Annotated in this window: 16 protein-coding genes, 4 tRNA genes and 1 pseudogene; all 21 read right to left on the bottom strand. The window is 54.8% G+C overall.

Features of this window, described 5'->3' with window-relative positions; translation table 11 throughout:
• Position 1 precedes the first annotated feature (1 nt).
• Positions 2 to 313 (bottom strand): 30S ribosomal protein S10, encoded by a 312-nt coding sequence (gene rpsJ, locus ACWHYZ_RS18845; RefSeq protein ID WP_447975578.1) that lies wholly within the window; start codon positions 311 to 313, stop codon positions 2 to 4.
• 50 nt (positions 314 to 363) lie between these two features.
• Positions 364 to 1,569 (bottom strand): elongation factor Tu, encoded by a 1,206-nt coding sequence (tuf, locus tag ACWHYZ_RS18850; protein WP_447984211.1) that lies wholly within the window; start codon positions 1,567 to 1,569, stop codon positions 364 to 366.
• A 72-nt stretch (positions 1,570 to 1,641) separates the two neighbouring features.
• A complete protein-coding gene (gene fusA / locus ACWHYZ_RS18855; RefSeq protein WP_447984212.1) occupies positions 1,642 to 3,726 on the bottom strand; it encodes an elongation factor G in 2,085 nt (694 codons plus the stop codon).
• 117 nt (positions 3,727 to 3,843) lie between these two features.
• A complete protein-coding gene (rpsG, locus tag ACWHYZ_RS18860) occupies positions 3,844 to 4,314 on the bottom strand; it encodes a 30S ribosomal protein S7 (protein ID WP_447984213.1) in 471 nt (156 codons plus the stop codon).
• A gap of 34 nt (positions 4,315 to 4,348) precedes the next feature.
• On the bottom strand, positions 4,349 to 4,720 hold the full coding sequence (gene rpsL / locus ACWHYZ_RS18865; RefSeq protein WP_447984214.1) for a 30S ribosomal protein S12: 372 nt from the start codon (positions 4,718 to 4,720) through the stop codon (positions 4,349 to 4,351).
• 83 nt (positions 4,721 to 4,803) lie between these two features.
• On the bottom strand, positions 4,804 to 8,985 hold the full coding sequence (gene rpoC / locus ACWHYZ_RS18870; protein WP_447984215.1) for a DNA-directed RNA polymerase subunit beta': 4,182 nt from the start codon (positions 8,983 to 8,985) through the stop codon (positions 4,804 to 4,806).
• Between the two features lie 124 nt (positions 8,986 to 9,109).
• Positions 9,110 to 13,075, bottom strand: coding sequence for a DNA-directed RNA polymerase subunit beta (gene rpoB, locus ACWHYZ_RS18875; protein WP_447984216.1), 3,966 nt, complete (start codon positions 13,073 to 13,075; stop codon positions 9,110 to 9,112).
• Between the two features lie 79 nt (positions 13,076 to 13,154).
• Entirely contained in the window at positions 13,155 to 13,556 is a 402-nt protein-coding gene (gene rplL / locus ACWHYZ_RS18880; protein ID WP_447987615.1) for a 50S ribosomal protein L7/L12, read from the bottom strand.
• Between the two features lie 27 nt (positions 13,557 to 13,583).
• Positions 13,584 to 14,090: pseudogene (rplJ, locus tag ACWHYZ_RS18885) on the bottom strand (50S ribosomal protein L10); the annotation flags it as partial.
• A 112-nt stretch (positions 14,091 to 14,202) separates the two neighbouring features.
• Positions 14,203 to 14,895: a 50S ribosomal protein L1 gene (gene rplA, locus ACWHYZ_RS18890; RefSeq protein WP_447984217.1), complete on the bottom strand. Its 693-nt coding sequence runs from the start codon at positions 14,893 to 14,895 to the stop codon at positions 14,203 to 14,205.
• A gap of 60 nt (positions 14,896 to 14,955) precedes the next feature.
• On the bottom strand, positions 14,956 to 15,378 hold the full coding sequence (gene rplK, locus ACWHYZ_RS18895; protein WP_447984218.1) for a 50S ribosomal protein L11: 423 nt from the start codon (positions 15,376 to 15,378) through the stop codon (positions 14,956 to 14,958).
• A 110-nt stretch (positions 15,379 to 15,488) separates the two neighbouring features.
• Positions 15,489 to 16,025, bottom strand: a complete 537-nt coding sequence (gene nusG / locus ACWHYZ_RS18900) for a transcription termination/antitermination protein NusG (protein WP_447984219.1) — start codon at positions 16,023 to 16,025, stop codon at positions 15,489 to 15,491.
• Positions 16,026 to 16,060: 35 nt separating this feature from the next.
• Entirely contained in the window at positions 16,061 to 16,255 is a 195-nt protein-coding gene (gene secE / locus ACWHYZ_RS18905; RefSeq protein WP_447984220.1) for a preprotein translocase subunit SecE, read from the bottom strand.
• A gap of 47 nt (positions 16,256 to 16,302) precedes the next feature.
• Positions 16,303 to 16,379, bottom strand: a tRNA-Trp gene (locus ACWHYZ_RS18910).
• A 173-nt stretch (positions 16,380 to 16,552) separates the two neighbouring features.
• Positions 16,553 to 16,702: a 50S ribosomal protein L33 gene (rpmG, locus tag ACWHYZ_RS18915; protein ID WP_447984221.1), complete on the bottom strand. Its 150-nt coding sequence runs from the start codon at positions 16,700 to 16,702 to the stop codon at positions 16,553 to 16,555.
• 22 nt (positions 16,703 to 16,724) lie between these two features.
• Entirely contained in the window at positions 16,725 to 17,930 is a 1,206-nt protein-coding gene (gene tuf, locus ACWHYZ_RS18920; RefSeq protein WP_447984211.1) for an elongation factor Tu, read from the bottom strand.
• Between the two features lie 99 nt (positions 17,931 to 18,029).
• Positions 18,030 to 18,105, bottom strand: a tRNA-Thr gene (locus tag ACWHYZ_RS18925).
• A 122-nt stretch (positions 18,106 to 18,227) separates the two neighbouring features.
• A tRNA-Gly gene (locus ACWHYZ_RS18930) sits at positions 18,228 to 18,302 on the bottom strand.
• 156 nt (positions 18,303 to 18,458) lie between these two features.
• Positions 18,459 to 18,543, bottom strand: a tRNA-Tyr gene (locus tag ACWHYZ_RS18935).
• A 237-nt stretch (positions 18,544 to 18,780) separates the two neighbouring features.
• Complete coding sequence (locus ACWHYZ_RS18940; RefSeq protein WP_447984222.1) at positions 18,781 to 19,722, bottom strand: hypothetical protein; 942 nt, start codon at positions 19,720 to 19,722, stop codon at positions 18,781 to 18,783.
• On the bottom strand, positions 19,706 to 21,724 hold the full coding sequence (locus tag ACWHYZ_RS18945; RefSeq protein WP_447984223.1) for an ATP-dependent helicase: 2,019 nt from the start codon (positions 21,722 to 21,724) through the stop codon (positions 19,706 to 19,708). The genes ACWHYZ_RS18940 and ACWHYZ_RS18945 overlap by 17 nt, the downstream gene beginning before the upstream one ends.
• Positions 21,725 to 21,836 lie beyond the last annotated feature (112 nt).

The raw sequence follows: 21,836 nt of genomic DNA on the forward strand, positions 1-21,836 counted from the left end.
ATCACAACTTAATCTCCACATCGACGCCAGCCGCTAAGTTGAGCTTCATTAACGCATCCATGGTCTCCGGTGTCGGCTCCATAATGTCGAGTAATCGCTTATGAGTTCGGATCTCGAACTGCTCACGCGATTTTTTATCGACGTGAGTTGAGCGCTGGACCGTAAATTTTTCAATGCGCGTCGGCAGAGGAATTGGGCCGGCCACCTTGGCTCCACTGCGCTTCACGGTCTCCACGATCTCGGCAACGGACTGATCCAAGACGCGATAATCGAAGCCCTTCAATCTGATACGAATACGCTGATCAACCTTCACAATATCTCCTGCTGTTCCCGATTCATCGCCTGAAATCGAACCGCTTGCCTCTACGCCACAATTTCGGTGACGATGCCGGAGCCGACGGTCTTGCCACCTTCCCGCACGGCAAACCGCAAGCCCTGATCCATCGCAATCGGCGAGATCAATTCGGCACTGATCGTCACATTATCCCCCGGCATGACCATCTCCACCCCCGGATTGAGCTGCACGATCCCCGTCACATCCGTGGTCCGGAAGTAAAACTGCGGCCGGTAGCCATTAAAGAAGGGCGTATGCCGGCCCCCTTCCTCTTTGGTCAACACGTAAATTTCCGCCTTGAACTTCGTATGCGGCGTAATGCTCTTGGGCTTGGCCAGGACCATGCCGCGCTCCACATCTTCCTTCTTCGTCCCCCGCAACAGCACCCCGATGTTGTCGCCCGCCTGCCCTTCATCGAGCACCTTGCGGAACATCTCTACTCCGGTCACAATCGTGCTCTGCGTCGGCCGCAACCCGATGATCTCGATTTCATCGCCCACTTTGACGATCCCGCGCTCACAGCGCCCCGTCACCACCGTCCCCCGGCCGCTGATCGTAAAGACGTCTTCGATCGGCATCAGAAACGGCTTGTCGATGGGCCGCACGGGCGTCGGGATGTAGCTATCCACCGCATCGAGCAACTTCAGAATCGACGGCACGCCAATCTCGCTCTGATCGCCTTCCATGGCCTTCGTGGCCGACCCAGTGATAATGGGCGTCTTATCCCCCGGAAATTCATACTTGCTCAGCAACTCGCGCACTTCCAATTCGACCAGCTCGAGCAATTCCTTATCGTCGACCTTGTCCGCCTTGTTGAGGAACACGACGACATACGGCACGCCCACCTGCCGGGCGAGCAGAATGTGCTCGCGGGTCTGCGGCATGGGCCCGTCGGCGGCGCTGACGACCAAAATGGCCCCGTCCATCTGCGCGGCCCCGGTAATCATGTTCTTGACATAGTCCGCATGCCCCGGACAATCCACGTGCGCATAGTGCCGCTTGTCGGTTTCGTACTCGACGTGACTGATGGCAATCGTCATGATCTTGGACGCATCGCGCCGGCCCTGCGATTCGCTCGCCTTGGCCACTTCGTCGTAACTGACAAACTTCGCCATGCCGCGCTCGCTGCAGATCTTCGTCAGTGCGGACGTGAGCGTCGTCTTGCCGTGGTCCACATGCCCGATCGTCCCGATATTCACGTGGGGCTTGCGCCGCTCAAACTTCGCCTTCGCCATACCCTCCTCCTTCGTCCGATTGGATCACTTGAGTTGCTACACTGATACCGGCAAACGGTCGCGATCCCGCGATCAAGCGGCCCCTTGGTTCTTCGCGATAATCTGCTCAGCGATCTGCTTCGGAACCTGTTCATACCGATCAAATTCCATGCTGTACGTCGCTCGTCCCTGCGTACGCGAACGCAAGTCGGTGGCATACCCGAACATCTCGCTTAAGGGAACGGCAGCATCAATGGCCTGCGATCCTGCACGAACCTTGATCCCCTGGATCTTGCCGCGTCGACCGTTGAGATTCCCAATGACGTCACCCATATATTCCTGCGGCACCAAGACTTCCACTTTCATGATGGGCTCCAGCAGGACCGCATCGGCTCTCCGGCAAGCATCCTGAAACCCCATCGATGCCGCAATCTTAAAGGCCATTTCATTGGAATCGACATCGTGGTATGAGCCGTCGATCACGGTCACACGCACATCCCGCATCGGATAACCGGCTAACACACCCGTTTCCATGCGCTCGCGAACCCCTTTTTCTATGGCCGGAACGTATTCTCGTGGGATGGAACCACCTACAATCTTATTGACAAATTCGAAACCCTTCCCCGGCTCACTCGGCTCCACGGTCAAAACGACATGGCCATACTGCCCACGCCCGCCCGTCTGCTTGATGTATTTTCCTTCGGCTTCTGCATGGCGCCTAATCGTTTCACGGTACGCAACCTCGGGCTTGCCAACGTTCGCTTCAACTTTGAACTCGCGCATCAACCGGTCGACAATGATCTCGAGATGTAACTCGCCCATCCCGGCGATAATGGTCTGCGCCGTCTCTTCGTCGGTTCGTACCCGGAACGATGGGTCCTCCTGCGCCAATTTCTGGAGCGAAAATCCAAGCTTCTCCTGATCCTGCTTGGTCTTCGGCTCAATCGCCATTGAAATCACCGGCTCAGGAAATTTCATGACTTCCAGGAGAATCGGGTTCTTTTCATCACAGAGAGTATCGCCCGTCGTCGCCCCCTTCAACCCGACCGCCGCCGCAATGTCCCCGGCATAGACCTCATCGATATCTTCCCGCTTATTGGCGTGCATTTTCAGCAGCCGTCCGATCCGTTCCTTTGTATTCTTGGTAATGTTATAGACAGTTGTCCCTGTCTTGAGCGTACCTGAATAGACCCTGAAATACGTCAATTGACCCGCGAACGGGTCGGTCATAATCTTAAAGGCCAAGGCGGAAAACGGCTCGTTGTCGCTCGCTTGGCGTAGCAACTCTTTTTCGGTCGAGGGATCCACGCCCGTCACCGGCGGGATATCTAGCGGCGACGGGAGGAAGTCCACCACTCCATCGAGGAGCTGCTGCACGCCTTTGTTCTTAAAAGATGCCCCGCAGAGGACCGGGGTCACTTTCATGCTGATTGCACCCGCACGAACGGCCTTCTTCACGTCCTCTTCAGTTAATGTGTCGCCATTTAAATATTTTTCCAAGACGCGCTCGTCATATTCCGCCACGGCTTCCAGCATCTTCTCGCGATACTCACGAGAAATCTCGACCATATTTGCCGGGATTTCCTCTACCTTGTATCTGGCACCCAATGATTCGTCATCGTACACATACGCCTTCATGGTGATCAGATCGACGCAACCCCTGAAATCGCCCTCTCGACCGATTGGCAACTGAATCGGAACAGGCGTCGCTCCCAGACGATCCACCATCGATTGCACACTTGTAAAAAAGTCGGCACCGATACGATCCATTTTATTCATGAAGGCGATGCGCGGCACATGATACTTATCCGCCTGCCGCCAGACGGTTTCAGATTGCGGCTCAACGCCTTGCACAGAATCAAAAACCGTGACGGCACCATCCAACACGCGCAAGGACCGCTCGACCTCAATGGTGAAATCGACGTGGCCCGGCGTATCAATAATATTGATGCGATAGTCCTTCCAATAGCAGGTCGTCGCAGCGGATGTGATCGTGATCCCACGCTCACGCTCCTGCTCCATCCAGTCCATTGTCGCAGCGCCATCGTGCACTTCGCCCATCTTGTGGGATACACCGGTGTAGAACAAGATGCGTTCAGTCGTCGTCGTTTTCCCGGCGTCGATATGCGCCATGATGCCGATATTTCTGGTCCGATCCAGGGAAACTCGCCGAGCCACGTGAAACCTCCGAAAATAATCGTGCTGCAGCAGACATTCGCCCGCGATACAGGTCGACCCACCTGCAATTCGCAGCGCGGCCAACTGCAGCACAAAGACTGTTTCTATGAACGCTGCTTACCAGCGGTAATGCGCAAAGGCCTTATTGGCCTCGGCCATTCGGTGTGTATCTTCTCGCTTCTTGACTGATGCCCCGGTATTGTTGGCTGCATCAAGCAACTCGCCAGCCAATTTTTCAGCCATGCTCTTTCCGCCGCGCGCCTTGGAATACTCTGAGATCCAGCGCAACGCCAACGACATACGGCGAACTGGACGTATTTCAACCGGCACTTGATAGGACGCGCCACCGACGCGGCGCGACTTCACTTCCACAATAGGCTTTACATTATCCAGCGCGGCCCGAAACACCTTAAGCGGGTCGTTACCTGTCTTCTCCTGAATGACATCGAATGCCCCGTAACACACCCGCTCGGCGGTGCTTTTCTTTCCCCCGTACATCATCACGTTGATAAACTTGCTCACCAGCTTATCGTGATATCGAGCATCGGGGGCCACCTCTCGCTGTCCAAATATTCGTCGTCTTGGCATCTTCGTTTCTTCTTTTAATGAATGTCAGTGGAAGTTACTTCGGCCGCTTCGCGCCGTACTTCGATCTACTTTGCTTGCGATTGGCGACCCCGACGGCATCCAACGCACCACGAACGATGTGGTAACGGACACCCGGTAAGTCCTTGACGCGGCCGCCCCGGACCAACACGATGGAGTGCTCCTGGAGATTGTGCCCCACGCCCGGAATATAAGAAGTGACTTCCATTCCGTTCGTCAGACGAACGCGGGCTACTTTCCGCAACGCCGAGTTCGGCTTTTTGGGCGTCGAGGTATAGACCCTGATACACACTCCACGTTTCTGCGGACAACGCTTGAGAGCCGGACTCTTCGTCTTCCCCTGCGCCTTCCGCCTTCCCTGTCGCACTAATTGATTGATCGTTGGCATTTCAATTTCCTGTTGGCTATTCGCCCAAAGCCGACGGATTATAATGAGGTGCGAGCTCCATGTCAAGCAAGCAGAAACCCTTTTTACGCACCAGTCGACCCAGTTTCTACTTTTTGTTGCATCTCTTGCGCAATACCGACTGGCTCGCCGGTCAACTCACGGTCTTCCGCCTCCTGCTTGGGACTTATGACAAACGTGTCGCGATATTCGTCGAACCCCGTCCCGGCAGGAATCAGGCGCCCGACGATGACATTTTCCTTCAAGCCCAAGAGCTGATCTTCCTTCCCGTTAATAGACGCTTCCGTCAAGACACGAGTTGTCTCCTGGAAGGAGGCAGCCGAAATAAAGCTATCCGTCGTCAAGGCTGCTTTAGTAATGCCCAACAATACCGGCTTCCCAAGCGCCGCTTTGCCGCCATTGGCCAAGACCCGCTCGTTTTCGTCTTCGAATGCGAACCGACTTACTTGGCTTCCCGGTAGGAACTCCGTATCCCCCGGATCTTCGATGCGAACCTTCCGCAACATTTGGCGGACAATGATCTCAATGTGCTTGTCATTGATCGAGACACCTTGCAACCGGTACACATCCTGGACTTCGTCCACGAGATATTTCTGGAGTTCTTTCGGACCCAGTACGTCCAGAATGTCATGCGGATTTGCCGACCCGTCCATGAGCGGCTCACCGGCTCTGACCCAATCTCCTTCGTGGACATTGACGTGCTTTCCCTTGGGAATGGAATACTCTTTCCGATCCCCTACTTTATTGTCGACGATGACTCTGCGCATACCTTTTACGAAGCCTTCATAGGAAACCTCACCATCGATTTCGCTGATAACCGCCTGCTCTTTTGGCTTCCGAGCCTCGAATAGCTCAGCGACACGCGGCAAACCTCCGGTGATGTCTTTGGTCTTCGTCGTCTCGCGAGGAATCTTTGCCAGCACGTCACCCGGATAAACAGTGCTCCCCTTTTCGACGAGAATATGCGCGCCCACGGGAAGAAGATATCGAGCCACGGCCGCCGCGCTTGAAACCTTTGCCGTCTTGCCGGAGTCATCCTTAATGGAGACGCGCGGCCGCATCGTGGTGCCGGAATGCTCAATCACCACTTTGCGCGACAATCCCGTGACCTCATCGAACTCCTCTTTCATGGTCACGCCTTCAGTAATATCCCCATACGCGACCTTACCACCCACATCCGTCAGGATAGAGAGGGAATAGGGATCCCATTCGACCAGCCTCTGACCGACTTCCACGCGGCCGCCGTCTTTAACCTTGATGCGCGCGCCGTACACCACGGGATACTTTTCGCGTTCGCGACCGTTTTCATCATAGATCGCAATCTTGGCGTTGCGATTCATCACGACCCATTCGCCTTCTTTATTCTTCACGGCTATGGTCGGATTATGGTGGTCGGTGTTTTTCTTCGCATCGAAGCTCATAAATTTCAAGAAACCGGCATGTTTTCCCTCAACCACCGTCTGCTCGACGACCTTGCTCGCCGTTCCGCCGATATGGAACGTTCTCATTGTGAGCTGCGTACCCGGCTCTCCGATCGACTGCGCGGCAATAACGCCAACCGGCTCGCCTTTTTCCACTAGCCGACCTCGGGAGAGATCGCGTCCATAGCACTTGATACAGACACCCCGGCGCGACTGACAGGTAAGCACTGAACGGATGGTAACCCGATCGACACCGGCTTCAACAACGCTCTTGGCGCGCTCCTCGTCGATTTCTTCGTTGGCCTTGACGATCATCTCGCCGGTTAACGGATCGCGAATGTCTTCCGACGCCAAACGACCCAAGATACGGTCCTCGAGCGGTTGAATAATTTCTCCACCCTCAATAAGGGCCGTCACGACAATGCCGTCTGCCGTTCCGCAATCCAGCTCGGTGATAATTACATCTTGGCTGATGTCGACCAGCCGCCGGGTGAGATAGCCGGAGTTCGCAGTCTTCAACGCAGTGTCCGCGAGACCTTTGCGGGCGCCGTGCGTGGAAATGAAATACTGCAACACGGTCAAGCCTTCCCGGAAATTCGCCGTAATCGGCGTCTCAATAATTTCACCTGAAGGCTTAGCCATCAAACCGCGCATACCGCCAAGCTGCCTGATCTGCTGAGAGCTGCCACGTGCGCCCGAGTCGGCCATCATGAAAATCGGATTGAAGGCCTCCTTAGATCCGCCGTCCGCTCCCAGGCTCAGCTCTTTCATCATCTCGTTCGCCACCTGTTCGGTGACATGCGCCCAGATATCGATGACCTTGTTGTAGCGCTCCCCGTTCGTGATCAACCCTTCACTGTACTGTTTCTCGATTTCGTTGACTTCGCGTTGAGCCCGGTTAATCAGTTCTTCCTTTTTCAGCGGGATGTGCATGTTGTCGATACAGATCGACGCGCCCGCCTTGGTGGCATAGTAAAATCCCAAGTCTTTAATCTTATCCAACAACATAACGGTTTCTCGGTGGCCGGCTTGTCGATACACTGTATCGATCAGCTTGGTCATTTCCTTCTTGGTCATGACCTGATTGGCAACCGAGAAGGGCGTCGTGACCGGCAACACTTCACCGAGGAGGATCCGCCCCACCGTCGTCGCTACAAGATTGCCTTCGATACGGACTTTGATTTTCGCGTGCTCTTCCACTTCGCCGGCATCATAGGCCATTCGCACTTCTTCCTGAGATGCGAACACCTTGCCTTCACCTTTGGCACCAGGCCGTTCCTTGGTCAACCAATAGCAGCCCAACACCATATCTTGGGACGGCACGGCAATTGGCTTGCCATTGGCGGGCGAAAGGATGTTATTGATTGACATCATCAGCACACGCGCTTCGATTTGCGCTTCAACGGAAAGCGGCACATGCACCGCCATCTGATCGCCGTCAAAGTCCGCATTGAAGGCCGCGCATACCAAAGGATGCAACCTGATAGCCTTGCCTTCGACGAGCACGGGATCGAACGCCTGAATACCAAGACGGTGGAGCGTCGGCGCGCGGTTGAGAAGAACGGGATGCTCGCGGATGACTTCATCCAGCACATCCCAGACTTCCGGACGTTCCTTCTCAACCAACCGCTTCGCGCTTTTGATCGTGGTGGCAGCCCCCCTGGCTTCCAGTTTGTGAAAGATAAACGGCTTGAATAGTTCGAGGGCCATCTTTTTTGGCAGCCCGCACTGATTCAAACGTAGCTCCGGACCGACGACGATCACGGAACGACCGGAGTAATCCACACGCTTTCCGAGCAGGTTCTGCCGGAACCGGCCCTGCTTGCCCTTGAGCATGTCGCTCAACGACTTCAACGGTCGTTTGTTCGGACCACGGATCGCCCGCCCTCGGCGTCCGTTATCAAAGAGCGCATCAACGGCCTCCTGGAGCATCCGCATCTCATTTCGGATGATCACGCCGGGCGCTTTGAGTTCCATCAGCCGCTTCAATCGATTATTCCGATTGATGACTCGGCGATAGAGATCATTCAGATCCGATGTGGCAAACCGGCCGCCGTCCAATGGCACCAATGGACGCAATTCGGGCGGGAGGACGGGAATGACGTCCATAATCATCCACTCGGGCTTATTTCCGGATTTCCGGAAGGCCTCGAGGACCTTCAAGCGCTTCGCCAGTTTTTTCTTCACTGCGACCGACGTAGAAGTCTTGGACTTGATATGGAGTTCGTCCCACTGGGCATTGATGTCGACTTTTCTGAGCAGATCGCGAATGGCTTCTGCGCCGATTCCTGCCTTGAAAGCGCTCGCGCCGTGTTCTTCCTGAAGGGTGCGGAGCATGTCCTCCGTTAACAACTCTTGCACCTTCAGCGACGTATCGCCTGGATCCACGACAACGTAGCTTTCAAAGTAGAGAATTTTCTCCAGGTGCTTCAGACTCATATCGAGCAGCGTGCCGATCCGGCTTGGCACGCCCTTGAGAAACCAGATATGAGCCACTGGAGCGGCCAGCTCGATATGTCCCATCCGCTCGCGCCGCACTTTCGACTGGATGACTTCGACACCGCATTTATCACAGACGATGCCGCGATGCTTCATGCGCTTATATTTGCCGCAATTGCACTCCCAATCCTTGATAGGACCGAAAATTTTCGCGCAAAACAGTCCATCCTTTTCCGGCTTAAACGAACGATAATTGATCGTCTCCGGTTTCTTCACTTCGCCATAGGACCACGAGCGAATCTTTTCCGGCGATGCAATCCGAATGCGCATGGCATCAAAGGACATGGAATCGCGAGGCTTTTCAAATAGTGTGTAAATGCCTTCCAAGGGTATCCTCCTTGTAAGCGGTCAGCTTTCAGCCATCAGTTTTCAGCACAGATTCTTTTCCGAGTCATGGCATAGTCCATCTGGCTGATCGCTCACGGCTAACGGCTAATGGCTTCTCTTCGGTTCATTCTTTTGATTTGACCAGTTCGACGTCGAGACCGAGGCTTTGCAGTTCCTTGACCAATACGTTGAAGGATTCCGGCAGGCCCGGCTCCAAAAAGTTTTCTCCTTTGACGATGGCCTCATAAATCCGCGAGCGGCCCGGCACATCATCCGACTTGACGGTAAGGAATTCCTGGAGAGTGGAAGCCGCGCCATATGCCTGAAGCGCCCACACCTCCATTTCACCCAATCGTTGTCCACCGAATTGCGCCTTTCCACCCAACGGTTGCTGCGTGACCAGCGAATAGGGACCGATGGAGCGGGCGTGAATTTTATCATCCACTAAATGGTGCAATTTCAGCATGTACATATATCCGACTGTGACCGGACTCTTAAACGGCTCTCCGGTCCGACCGTCATAGAGTCGCGTTTGCCCGGTTGGCGGCAAGCCCGCCTTTTTGAGCAACTCCTTAATTTCCTTTTCGGACGCTCCGTCAAAAACCGGGCTGGAGACGTTAATGCCGAGCGCCTTCGCGGCCCAGCCCAAATGCGTTTCAAGAATTTGCCCGACGTTCATACGCGAGGGCACACCCAATGGATTCAAGACGATCTCGACAGGGGTGCCGTCCGGCAGATACGGCATATCCTCTTCCGGCAAAATTCTGGAGACCACGCCTTTGTTGCCATGCCGGCCCGCCATCTTGTCCCCGACAGAGATCTTCCGCTTCATCGCAATATACACTTTGACCAGCTTAATGACGCCAGGCGGCAATTCATCGCCTCGCTTGAGACGCCCGACCTTATCGTCATACAGCGTCTGCAAGATTTCAATCTGCTCCTTTGCGAGCCGTTCGATTTCTTCGAGCTGTTTCTGCTCATCGGGATCGCTCAACGTGATGTGCTTGATTTGATCGTCACCCAACTTCTTGAGCACCTCTGCCGTGAGCTTCCCCTTTTTCTTCAGGGTCACGTCTCCCGTGTCAGCGTCCATGAGGTCTCGCCCCACCACTTTCCCGAGCAAGAACTTCCGCACCTTCTTCGTCTTTTCTTCTTCGATAATGCGAAGCTCGTCTTGGTGGTCGCGCTGCAACTTCAGGACATCTTCATTTTCGATGCTCTTGGAGCGTTCATCCTTGTCAAGCCCTTTGCGCGAAAAAATCTTGACATCGACAACAATCCCCTCGACGCCGGGCGGCACTTGAAGGGAGGTGTCCTTGACGTCGCCCGCCTTTTCACCGAAGATCGCTCGAAGCAGTTTCTCCTCAGGGGTCAGTTGCGTCTCTCCCTTCGGAGTCACCTTCCCGACCAGAATATCTCCCGGCTTCACCTCCGCGCCTATCCGGATGATGCCGCTTTCATCGAGATTTCTGAGCGCTTCCTCTCCGACATTGGGAATGTCCCGAGTGATTTCTTCTTTACCTAATTTTGTGTCACGAGCCTCGACTTCAAACTCCTCGATATGGATCGACGTGAACGCATCCTCACGCACCAGCTTTTCGCTGAGGAGGATGGCGTCTTCGAAATTGTATCCGCCCCATGGCATGAAGGCGACCAAGACGTTCTGGCCAAGCGCCAACTCGCCCTTATCCATCGCCGGCCCATCACCGAGCACTTGTCCCTTTTTCACCGGCTGTCCCACGCGAACGACCGGCTTCTGCGTGATACAGGTGTTCTGATTGGACCGCTGAAATTTGATCAAATCGTAGACATCCAACAATCCATCACTCTTCCGGCCGCCCTCATTCTTTTTCGGTTCGGCGCGGACCACGATCCGAGTCGCATCCACACTCTCGACAACCCCGGCTCGCTTCGATTGGATGACGTAGCCGGAATCTCTTGCTACGACCGCTTCCATGCCGGTTCCGACGAACGGCGCTTCAGTCCGTACCAAGGGTACGGCTTGCCGCTGCATGTTCGAGCCCATGAGAGCACGATTGGCATCATCGTGCTCAAGGAATGGCACCAAGGCTGTTGCGACGCTGACGACCTGTTTCGGCGAGACATCCATGTATTCCACCCGGTCCGCAGTCGTCGTGACAAAATCCCCGGCCTTCCGAGAGGAGATAGTTTCCGACACCAACCGTCCCGATCCATCCACTTTTGAATTGGCTTGCGCAACCGTGTACTGGTCACCCTCAATGGCAGACAGGTATTCAATCTCATCGGTGACACGGCCCTTTCGGACCTTACGATACGGCGCTTCAATGAAACCGAAATCGTTGATCCGGGCATAGGTGGCCAGCGAGGTAATCAACCCGATGTTCGGACCTTCCGGCGTTTCAATCGGACAGATACGACTGTAGTGGGAGGGGTGCACATCTCGCACCTCGAATCCCGCGCGTTCGCGGGTTAATCCCCCTGGGCCAAGCGCCGACAGCCGACGCTTGTGCGTGATTTCGGCCAATGGGTTGGTCTGATCCATAAACTGCGAGAGCTGGCTGCTGCTGAAGAACTCTTTGATCGCCGCCACGACGGGCTTGGCATTGATCAGGTCGTGCGGAAGCACCGTCTCCATATCGAGCAGATTCATCCGCTCCTTGATGCTGCGCTCCATGCGCACCAGACCCAAGCGAACCTGATTTTCCAACAGTTCGCCGACCGAGCGCACCCGTCGATTTCCCAAGTGGTCGATATCGTCGATGTCTCCCTTGCCAAGCTTCAGATTGACCAGATAGCGGATGACCTCCACGATATCCTGTGCCGTCAACGTGCGCTGCTCGAGGGCCAAATCAAGGCCGAGCTTCTTGTTGAGTTTCAACCGTCCAACCGGCGACAGATCATACCGTTTTCCGTTGTTGAACAGATTCTCAAAGAGCACTTTGGCCGTCTCGACCGATGGTGTTTCGCCAGGCCTGAGACGCTTATAGATTTCAACCATCGCCTCTTCTTTGGATTCAGTGTGCTCCATATCCAACGTATCGAGAATCACCGGCGTCGCAGTGACGGTGTCAAGGTAGATGGCTTTAAAGCTGTCGATGTTGCTTTCGAGAATCTTGTCGAGCGCCGCCGGCGTCAACTTATGGTTCTTCTCCAGCAACATCTCTTTGGACACGGGATCGACCAATTCCGTCAGAACCGCCCTACCAACGAGGTCGGCGGGGTTCACTGGAACTTCTTTCACACCGGCCGCCTTCAAACGGGCAATGGTATTCTTCGTCAGCTTGGCACCCTCACGGACTATAGGCTCTTTGCTGCCCTTTTCCGTAATTTCGACCGGACATCTCGCCCCGTGGTGAATCTCGGGATCAAGCTTCCGCATCAGCTTCCCTTTGACGACGCGGATTTCTTCCACAGCGTAATACATTTTCAGGAGATCGTCGCCGGAATAGCCGAAGGCTTTCAATAAAATCGTCGCCGGCATCTTACGGCGACGGTCGATACGCACATACAGGATGTCGCGCGCGTCGAACTCAAAGTCCAACCACGACCCCCGATATGGAATGATGCGGGCAGAGTACAACACCTTCCCGCTCGCATGCGTCTTCCCCTTATCATGCGTAAACGACGCGCCCGGAGACCGGTGGAGCTGACTGACCACTACACGTTCGGTGCCATTGATAATGAAGGTTCCCCGCTCCGTCATCAGCGGCAACTCGCCGACGTACACTTCCTGTTCGCGCACATCGAGTACTTTTTTCTTGGGCCCCTTGTCTTCCTTATCAAAGACCACGAGGCGTACGCGAAGCTTGAGTGGGACCGCGTACGTCATCCCCTGCTCAAGGCATTCGCGGACATCGTATTTCGGCGTACCCAAAGAGTAGCTGGAAAATTCCAGCACCGCCGTATTGTTGTAGTCAGCGATCGGAAACACACTGACCAGCGCGGCCTGGAGCCCCTTGTCCTCACGACGGTCAGGATCGGTCTCCAACTGCAGAAACTGCTCATAGGATCGCTTCTGGATTCCGATCAAATCGGGAATGTCAATGTTCGCACGGATTTTCGAATAATCTTTCCGCTCGACCAATCCATTGACAGACATCTCCAACATTCCAAGCTCCTCCATCAGAGAGAGTGAACGGTCCTGCCGACATTAACCGTACCGGCACGACAACGCGTGTGTTCTGACGCTACTTAACCTCGACCTTTGCGCCACTTTCCTCTAACTTCTTTTTCATCGTGTCGGCTTCTTCCTTCGTGACACCAGTCTTGATGGGCTTAGGCGCACCTTCCACAAGATCCTTGGCTTCCTTCAAGCCCAGGCTGGTGAGCTCTCGAACAACCTTGATCACTTGGATCTTTTTGTCAGCCGCGGCGCTCGCCAGAATCACATCAAAGGAAGTCTTCTCCTCCGCCGCCGGAGCGGCTGCACCGCCTCCTGTACCAGGTGCCGCGACGGCGACTGGAGCGGCTGCCGTAACGCCGAAGCGGGTCTCCAATCCCTTGACCAACTCTGAAAGCTCCAATACGCTCATGCCTTCAATGGCCTTGATGAATTCCTCTTGCGATAACTTGCCTTCTGCTGTTGCCATGTCCCCTTCTCCTTTCTTCTTGTCCTGAATTGCCGCTAATACTCCAACGAGTCCCCTCATGAGTCCGCTCAGTGCGTAGACCAAACCACGGGCCGGTCCTTGCATCGCAGAGAGCAGCATGGATATCAGCACCGCTTTCGACGGGAGGCCGGCGACAGCAAGCAGCTGCTCGGCCTGCAGCAAATTGCCATCCAACACTCCCACGGTGATCTTCATCTTTTCTTCGCGCTTTTCCGCTTTAATGAAATCGCGCAATATTTTGGTCGCTACGGCCGGATCGTCATACCCGATGAGCACCGCCAATGGGCCTTTAAAATGCGGCTTGGCCGCGACGATTTGCGTCCCTTCCACGGCTCGTGCCGCGAGCGTATTTTTCATCACCGTGAACTCGGCCTTTACGCCGCGCAATTGCCGCCGTAGTTCCGTGACATGATTGACCTCAAGCCCGGAGCACTCTGTCATCACGGCGAGCTTCGCCCGCGAGAACTTTTCATGCAGTTCGGCAATGGCGGTCGCTTTCTCTTCCTTTTTCATGTCCCCTTCTCCCCTTCCTCTCACTACGCTACGCTACCTGGGCGCCTGCATGATGTCCTTAGCGTGCCGGCGCCCCGCACGCATGCCGCAATCCAAGCACCCATCCAGACTTTTAGCTCCATTCCTTAGTGATGCCCATTGGATCCAAGTGCACGCCCGGTCCCATGGTGCTGGAAATAGTCGCGCTCTTCAGATACCGTCCCTTGACGGACGCCGGTCGGGCTTTCATGACAGATTCAAGAACGGCATTGGCGTTGTCATAAAGATGATCGGGAGTAAAAGAGACTTTGCCCACCGGCACGTGAACAATCCCCGCTTTCTCGACCTTGTACTCGACGCGCCCTTTCCGAATCTCATTGACGGCCTTCCCGACTTCAAACGTCACTGTTCCCGTCTTCGGATTGGGCATGAGACCACGCGGTCCAAGGACCTTTCCGAGCTTTCCGACTGACGCCATCAAATCCGGCGTCGAAATCGCCTGGTCAAAATCCATCCAACCGCCCTTAATTTTCTCCATCAGATCATCGGCACCGACGTAATCAGCCCCAGCGGCTCGCGCTTCCTGCTCCTTTTCGCCCTTTGCAAATACAAGCACACGCACCTTCTTGCCGGTCCCATGGGGAAGCACCGTGGTGCCACGAACCATCTGGTCGGCTCGCTTGGGATCGACGCCTAATCGAAGGGCTAAATCCACAGTTTCATCGAACTTGACGTAGGAGGATTGCTTGACAGTCTCCACGGCCTCCTTAAGCCCATAGAGCTTCGGCTCCACCTTCGCCGCCGCCGCCTCAAACTTCTTTCCCATCTGCCTACTCCTTCCTCTCCCCGTCAATAACGCCGACACGACATGCGGATTTGACACGGATCACTGAATGACAATTCCCATGCTCCGCGCCGTTCCTTCGATAATTCGAATGGCTCCGTCAACGTCGGCCGCATTGAGATCCGTCATTTTTTTCGTGGCAATATCTTTCAGTTGAGCTTTGGTGATTTTGCCGACCTTATCTTTATGCGGAATGCCCGAGCCCTTGATCAAACCGGCTGCTTTCTTGAGCAGATCGGATGCGGGAGGCGTGCGAGTAATGAAGGTGAACGTCCGGTCTTTGTAAACCGTGATCACAACCGGAATGATGCTGTCTCCGTCCTTCTGAGTTCGGGCGTTAAACTGTTTACAGAACTCCATGATATTCACGCCGTGCTGGCCCAAGGACGGTCCGACCGGTGGAGCCGGATTCGCCTTCCCGGCGGGAATCTGTAGCTTGATTTGACCGGTGATTTCTTTCGCCATGATTGCTCCTAGAGATTAGCTCAAACAGGATGTATACACGAGCTGCCGAGGACACCCCACGAACTCCAGCCGCTGCCGGCCGGGCACCAGGCCGGTGGCTGTCCCAGCATCTAGATCCTCTCGACCTGCATAAACCCGAGTTCAACAGGCGTGGACCTGCCGAAGATGCTGACTAGCACCTTAACGCGATTATGATCGCCATCGACCTCGTCCACTAAGGCATTGAATCCCAAGAAGGGCCCATCAATAATGCGGACATTATCACCCTTCACAAATCGGATTTGCTCTCGCGGGGCAGCCGTTCCGGAATCCACTTGCTTGAGCAAGGAATCCGCTTCGTCAGTCGTCAGCGGAATGGGCTTGGTCCCACCTCCGACAAAACCGGTCACCTTCGGAGTCTCCTTGATCATCTGAGCCGTTTCGTCGGTGAGCGGTGTTTCCAGCTCCACCAGGACGTACCCAGGGAAAAACTTCCGCCTGGAGGTCCGACGCTTTCCGTCCTTAATCTCGATGACGTCTTCGGTCGGAACCAAGACTTGCCCAAGCTGTTCGACCAAGCCCATTTGATTCGCGCGCTCCATGATGCTGGACTTCACACGCCCCTCAAATCCGGCATAGGTATGAATCACATACCAGTTCTTCCCCATTCTCCCCCTCAATAGCTCACGACCAGGTCAGGTCATCAGATAATCTTGCTCACCAACCAGACAAGAAACGAATCCACCACCGAGAGATACACCGACATGATGATGCAAAACACGATCACAACCGTTGTAGACCCGAGCGTCTCGCTTTTCGTGGGAAACGTGATTTTTCGGAATTCACTTTTAACTTCACGAAAAAACTCAACTGTCGAGTCCCACAATTTTTTGAACATTGAACGCTCCGTGCAGTCAGTTTCCTACAAGACTGATTCGCTCATAATGGCAGGGGCACTAGGAATCGAACCCAGACCTTCGGTTTTGGAGACCGACGTGCTAGCCGTTGAACACCATGCCCCTAGTACAAGCTGCTGAAAAGTCCGCCAACTGCATCCCCGCATCGAAAAACCCCCAACGTACCGCAGGGGATACGCCCTCGGCTTTTCCTCTACTGCGGCCCCTTGCTGGAGGCCTGCCTTGAGCTGCCTGCTGAGCCCAAGACAAAAGCCCTTCACTGATAGCCGCTCACTGGCTTATTTCACTTCTTTATGGGACGTGTGCTTTCTGCAGAAACGGCAATACTTATTTCGCTCAATGCGATCCGGATCGTTCTTCTTATTTTTCATGGTCGAATAATTCCGCCGCTTACAGATTCCACAGGCCATTGAGAATATTTCCCGCATAGCGCTCTCCCGCCTTCCTTAACTACGCCACAATTTCGGTGACGATGCCGGAGCCGACGGTCTTGCCACCTTCCCGCACGGCAAACCGCAAGCCCTGATCCATCGCAATCGGCGAGATCAATTCGGCACTGATCGTCACATTATCCCCCGGCATGACCATCTCCACCCCCGGATTGAGCTGCACGATCCCCGTCACATCCGTGGTCCGGAAGTAAAACTGCGGCCGGTAGCCATTAAAGAAGGGCGTATGCCGGCCCCCTTCCTCTTTGGTCAACACGTAAATTTCCGCCTTGAACTTCGTATGCGGCGTAATGCTCTTGGGCTTGGCCAGGACCATGCCGCGCTCCACATCTTCCTTCTTCGTCCCCCGCAACAGCACCCCGATGTTGTCGCCCGCCTGCCCTTCATCGAGCACCTTGCGGAACATCTCCACTCCGGTCACAATCGTGCTCTGCGTCGGCCGCAACCCGATGATCTCGATTTCATCGCCCACTTTGACGATCCCGCGCTCACAGCGCCCCGTCACCACCGTCCCCCGGCCGCTGATCGTAAAGACGTCTTCGATCGGCATCAGAAACGGCTTGTCGATGGGCCGTACGGGCGTCGGGATGTAGCTATCCACCGCATCGAGCAACTTCAGAATCGACGGCACGCCAATCTCGCTCTGATCGCCTTCCATGGCCTTCGTGGCCGACCCAGTGATAATGGGCGTCTTATCCCCCGGAAATTCATACTTGCTCAGCAACTCGCGCACTTCCAATTCGACCAGCTCGAGCAATTCCTTATCATCGACCTTGTCTGCCTTGTTGAGGAACACGACGACATACGGCACGCCCACCTGCCGGGCGAGCAGAATGTGCTCGCGGGTCTGCGGCATGGGCCCGTCGGCGGCGCTGACGACCAGAATGGCCCCGTCCATCTGCGCGGCCCCCGTAATCATGTTCTTGACATAGTCCGCATGCCCCGGACAATCCACGTGCGCATAGTGCCGCTTGTCGGTTTCGTACTCGACGTGACTGATGGCAATCGTCATGATCTTGGACGCATCGCGCCGGCCCTGCGATTCGCTCGCCTTAGCCACTTCGTCGTAACTGACAAACTTCGCCATGCCCCGCTCGCTGCAGATCTTCGTCAGTGCGGACGTGAGCGTCGTCTTGCCGTGGTCCACATGCCCGATCGTCCCGATATTCACGTGGGGCTTGCGCCGCTCAAACTTCGCCTTCGCCATACCCTCCTCCTTCGTCCGATGTGTTAATTGGTAATGTTCCCAAAGTTCGGCGAGATGGGTGCACTCGCGACTGCTTATTAGTCTCGATATGATTCATGCTGGAGCCCACGACGCGGATTGAACGCGTGACCTCGTCCTTACCAAGGACGTGCTCTACCAACTGAGCTACGTGGGCAGGTTTCGTTCATCGCTCGTCGTCATTCATCTGTCTTCACGCAGCCAACAGATCACTGCTCCATGCTTGCCTTCCATCAATTCACGCAATTCACGAATGACGCCTGACGTGCCCATGAAAGATGGAGCGGGCGAGGGGATTTGAACCCCTGACAGCCAGCTTGGAAGGCTGGAACTCTACCACTGAGCTACGCCCGCACGCCGAGAAGTCACAAGCAAAGGTATGATCCGACCACTTAAAACTTCTAAAACTTCCGGTTCTCGATACTGGCACATGGCAGACACCACAGCCTCTTGGCAGATTCGGTTTCCGCCGGCGATCGGTCAAAGCAAGCGGCTCAAGTAAGTTTGTTATGGTGGGCAGGCAAGGATTCGAACCTTGGAAGCCGATGGCAACAGATTTACAGTCTGCCCCCTTTGTCCACTTGGGTACCTGCCCTAACATCGCAAAGTCTCTTGATTCAGCCTTGTGTGCGCAAAAACAAACCATCCCGCTCACAGCTCTCCGCTTTCCAATCGCCCAGCAGGAGATGACTGTTCAGGATGGACAGTTAGCTATTCTGGAAGCAGGCAATTTTACGAATGATGTCTCGATATGTCAAGTGGGATGGCATGTTTTTTTAATGGCTTTAAGGTATTTTGACATTCTGTCCGCTCGGCATAGCCTAAGCCTAGGCTATTTGGCGAGATCGCGACAACGTGAACTCCCGGTGAGTGAACCGCGATTCGACTTCAGTGCTCCGGATATACGATCCGCCTCTGCGGGTGAATATTCCAGGAAATCCTGTAGCAACTGATTCACTTCTTGTGGGGTAATTCTGTTCGAAGGCGCCAGGTAGCGCTTTCGAGCAATAGATCGTTCTGCGTTATTTTCCGGCTCGTAATAACCAATTAAATCTCCCTCTTGATCTGCCTTTTTCAGCCGATTGACCCATGCATCCTGGACGGCGGCATTGTTCCGCCCCGATTTCGGTAGTGCTCGCTGCACTTCTAGTTTCGTCCAAATAGCCCAACCGACAAACACGGCCCACGTCTCATTCAACGCCTCCCAGGATTCACGATCGCTCAGAAATCGCTCTTCTGTCCGAGTCTTTCGCTGTACGATTGGCGTGATGCTGACCTGCTGATACTGACACTGTTGCCGATCTCGGGCAAACGCGAGCAAGCGAACCGCCATGTGGCCGGCGACTTCCGGATTGGCAAGCGAACTGATGTAATCGATATAGGCATGAAACAATTCATGGTACAACGTACCCAATTCTCGCGGAGCCAAATTGGCCACTTGCTTCAGGCGACCTCCGGCCGCGTTGAAGGAGAGGCTTCGGTTCAGCACCAGTCGATGCTCCTCCGGATGATACTCGGCCGCAAAGGCATGGAGATCGTCGAATTCCAATGTCACAAAGCCCGGATCCATGGCAACCAGAAATTGCGTCGGTAATCCCGCGACCTTGGCCTGCCTGATGAGGGATTGCCAGGAATCGTCGTTGACGTGATTGACCGGGTCCTTCAGTCCGGTAGCCGATCGATCCTCGGCGAGCACAGGGCCTGCCAAAAGAGAAATGACTAGCCAGCCGGCCAGGACAATGTGCTTTTTATCCGCCTTACCCCCATCGATCATGGAAGCCGCCTTCCTCGACCAGGGCCCACGTCTCGAGCAGAGAAGAAGGCACGTCATCCAAAAACCGGGATGGTTTTGACAGAACCGACCCGGTGGTTTTGTCATAGACATTAATAGGGTAGGTCAAGAATAAATGCTGTTTTGCCCGCGTCACCGCGACATAAAACAGGCGCCGCTCTTCCTCCAGTTCTTCTTCGGTCGCAAAGGAGTAGGCGGAAGGGAACCGGCCGTCGACGGCCCAAATGACGAAGACACATTGCCATTCTAGTCCTTTCGCCGAATGGATGGTCGACAACACGACCCGTTCATCGTCTCGGTCGACGCCATCGACATCCGTCACGCTCTGATCCGGCGGCTCCAAGGCCAGATCTGCCAGAAAGGCGTCCAGCTTCTGGTAACGTTCCGCGATCGTGTAGAGATGTTCGAGATCGCGCACCCGCTTCGGATAGTCATCATAGTGCTCTTTGAGAATGGGCAAATAGTAGCTATAGATTTCATTCACCTGCTCCGCCGGCGTCAGTTCCGCCAATTTACCGGCTTCCTCCAACGCCTTGGCGAGATCCTTTAAGCCCCGAGAGGATCGGCCTGCCACCTCTCGAAGCGCGTCAAAAGGGGTCCGATCAGGTCGCCCTTCCTTGAAAAAGGACGCAATGAGGTCTTGAGCTTTCTTTGGCCCGACGCCGTCTACCATCAGCAGAGCCCGATTCCAACTGACGGCATCGAGGGGATTTTCAATGACCCTCAGATGAGCGAGCAGATCCTTCACATGGGCCGTCTCGATGAACTTAAATCCTCCGCGCTTCACGAACGGCACGTCTCTTCTGGACAATTCTATTTCGAGATCGAAAGAATGGAAACTGGATCGAAACAAGACCGCGACCTCATCCAGAGGCACACCTTCTTCCCTCAATTCGAGGATTTTCTGTGCAATGAACCGGGATTGGGCGTTTTCCCCTGCGGCTTGGACAAGAGCCGGCAATGGTCCATCGAGCTTTCGCGTAAACAGTTCCTTGCTGTATTTTTCGGTCGCCCGTCGAATAATTTCGTTGGCCACATTTAAGATGGGCTGCGTGCTTCGATAATTCTCCTCCAGCTTATAGATGCGGCACGCCGGGAAAAGCGTCGGAAATTCCATAATGTTCCGGAAGGTGGCGCCCCGAAATGCGTAGATAGATTGGGAATCGTCTCCCACGACCATGGCATTGTCGTGGGTGGCGGCCAATTTCCTGATGATATCGGCCTGTAACCGATTCGTGTCCTGGTATTCATCGACCAGGATATAGCGAAAGCGATGGGACACCGTCCGTCGGGCCGTCTCATCCGTCGACAGCAATTCTCGAAGCTTCACCAGCAAATCATCATAGTCCAACAGTTGTCGTTTTCGCTTGTCGGCCTCGTAGGCCCGCCATAACTTATCCAGGTCTTCGAGATGTTCAGAGAAATGCGCAAATTCCGACAGCACCACATCATCGAGGCCTTGCAGGGTATTGACACACTTGCTGAAGATCTCTGCGATCGTTCCTTTACGGGGAAAGCGCTTGTCCTTCTCGCTCAAACCGAGTTGTGCGCGCAGCAGGCTGATAAGATCTTCTGAATCCCCTCGATCCAAAATCGTAAAGCTGGGCTGCAGCCCGATCGGCCGACCATATTGTCGAAGCAGCGTATTGGCCACAGAATGAAAAGTGCCGCCAAACACTTGCTCACTTCGACTCCCGATGAGCAGCCCGGTTCGGTTCAGCATCTCTTGTGCCGACTTTCGGGTGAACGTGACCAGCAAAATCGAACTCGGGTCGATACCCTTATCAATCAGATAGGCAACGCGATAGATTAACGTTCTCGTTTTCCCGCTTCCCGCTCCTGCAATGACGAGTGCAGGACCATCTCCAGCCGTCACCGCCGCCAACTGTTGGGGGTTCAGGGCCTGCCCGTAGTCAAGAGAGAGCGTCAATGGTGTTTCATGCTCGGTACGCCGCAGGACATATGCCTTTATCTCACGGTCCATTCCATCCTCCACAAGGTTGCAGTGGTTATACCGTCTCGAATAGAGTGGCGCAAGATCATTGGCTTTTCGTTTCAAGATTGGACTACACTCATCTGAACGCTTGGACGCTCTC

It is taken from the genome of Nitrospira sp. Nam74 (genome assembly GCF_965152615.1).

Bases quoted from the DNA above. Each gene is read 5' to 3' on its own strand.
- rplL (WP_447987615.1), bottom strand. From the start codon at position 13,556: ATGGCAACAGCAGAAGGCAAGTTATCGCAAGAGGAATTCATCAAGGCC.
- rpoB (WP_447984216.1), bottom strand. From the start codon at position 13,075: ATGTTGGAGATGTCTGTCAATGGATTGGTCGAGCGGAAAGATTATTCG.
- rpmG (WP_447984221.1), bottom strand. From the start codon at position 16,702: ATGCGGGAAATATTCTCAATGGCCTGTGGAATCTGTAAGCGGCGGAAT.
- tuf (WP_447984211.1), bottom strand. From the start codon at position 17,930: ATGGCGAAGGCGAAGTTTGAGCGGCGCAAGCCCCACGTGAATATCGGG.
- ACWHYZ_RS18940 (WP_447984222.1), bottom strand. From the start codon at position 19,722: ATGATCGATGGGGGTAAGGCGGATAAAAAGCACATTGTCCTGGCCGGC.
- rplA (WP_447984217.1), bottom strand. From the start codon at position 14,895: ATGGGAAAGAAGTTTGAGGCGGCGGCGGCGAAGGTGGAGCCGAAGCTC.
- rplK (WP_447984218.1), bottom strand. From the start codon at position 15,378: ATGGCGAAAGAAATCACCGGTCAAATCAAGCTACAGATTCCCGCCGGG.
- nusG (WP_447984219.1), bottom strand. From the start codon at position 16,025: ATGGGGAAGAACTGGTATGTGATTCATACCTATGCCGGATTTGAGGGG.
- ACWHYZ_RS18945 (WP_447984223.1), bottom strand. From the start codon at position 21,724: ATGGACCGTGAGATAAAGGCATATGTCCTGCGGCGTACCGAGCATGAA.
- rpsG (WP_447984213.1), bottom strand. From the start codon at position 4,314: ATGCCAAGACGACGAATATTTGGACAGCGAGAGGTGGCCCCCGATGCT.
- tuf (WP_447984211.1), bottom strand. From the start codon at position 1,569: ATGGCGAAGGCGAAGTTTGAGCGGCGCAAGCCCCACGTGAATATCGGG.
- rpsL (WP_447984214.1), bottom strand. From the start codon at position 4,720: ATGCCAACGATCAATCAATTAGTGCGACAGGGAAGGCGGAAGGCGCAG.
- secE (WP_447984220.1), bottom strand. From the start codon at position 16,255: ATGTTCAAAAAATTGTGGGACTCGACAGTTGAGTTTTTTCGTGAAGTT.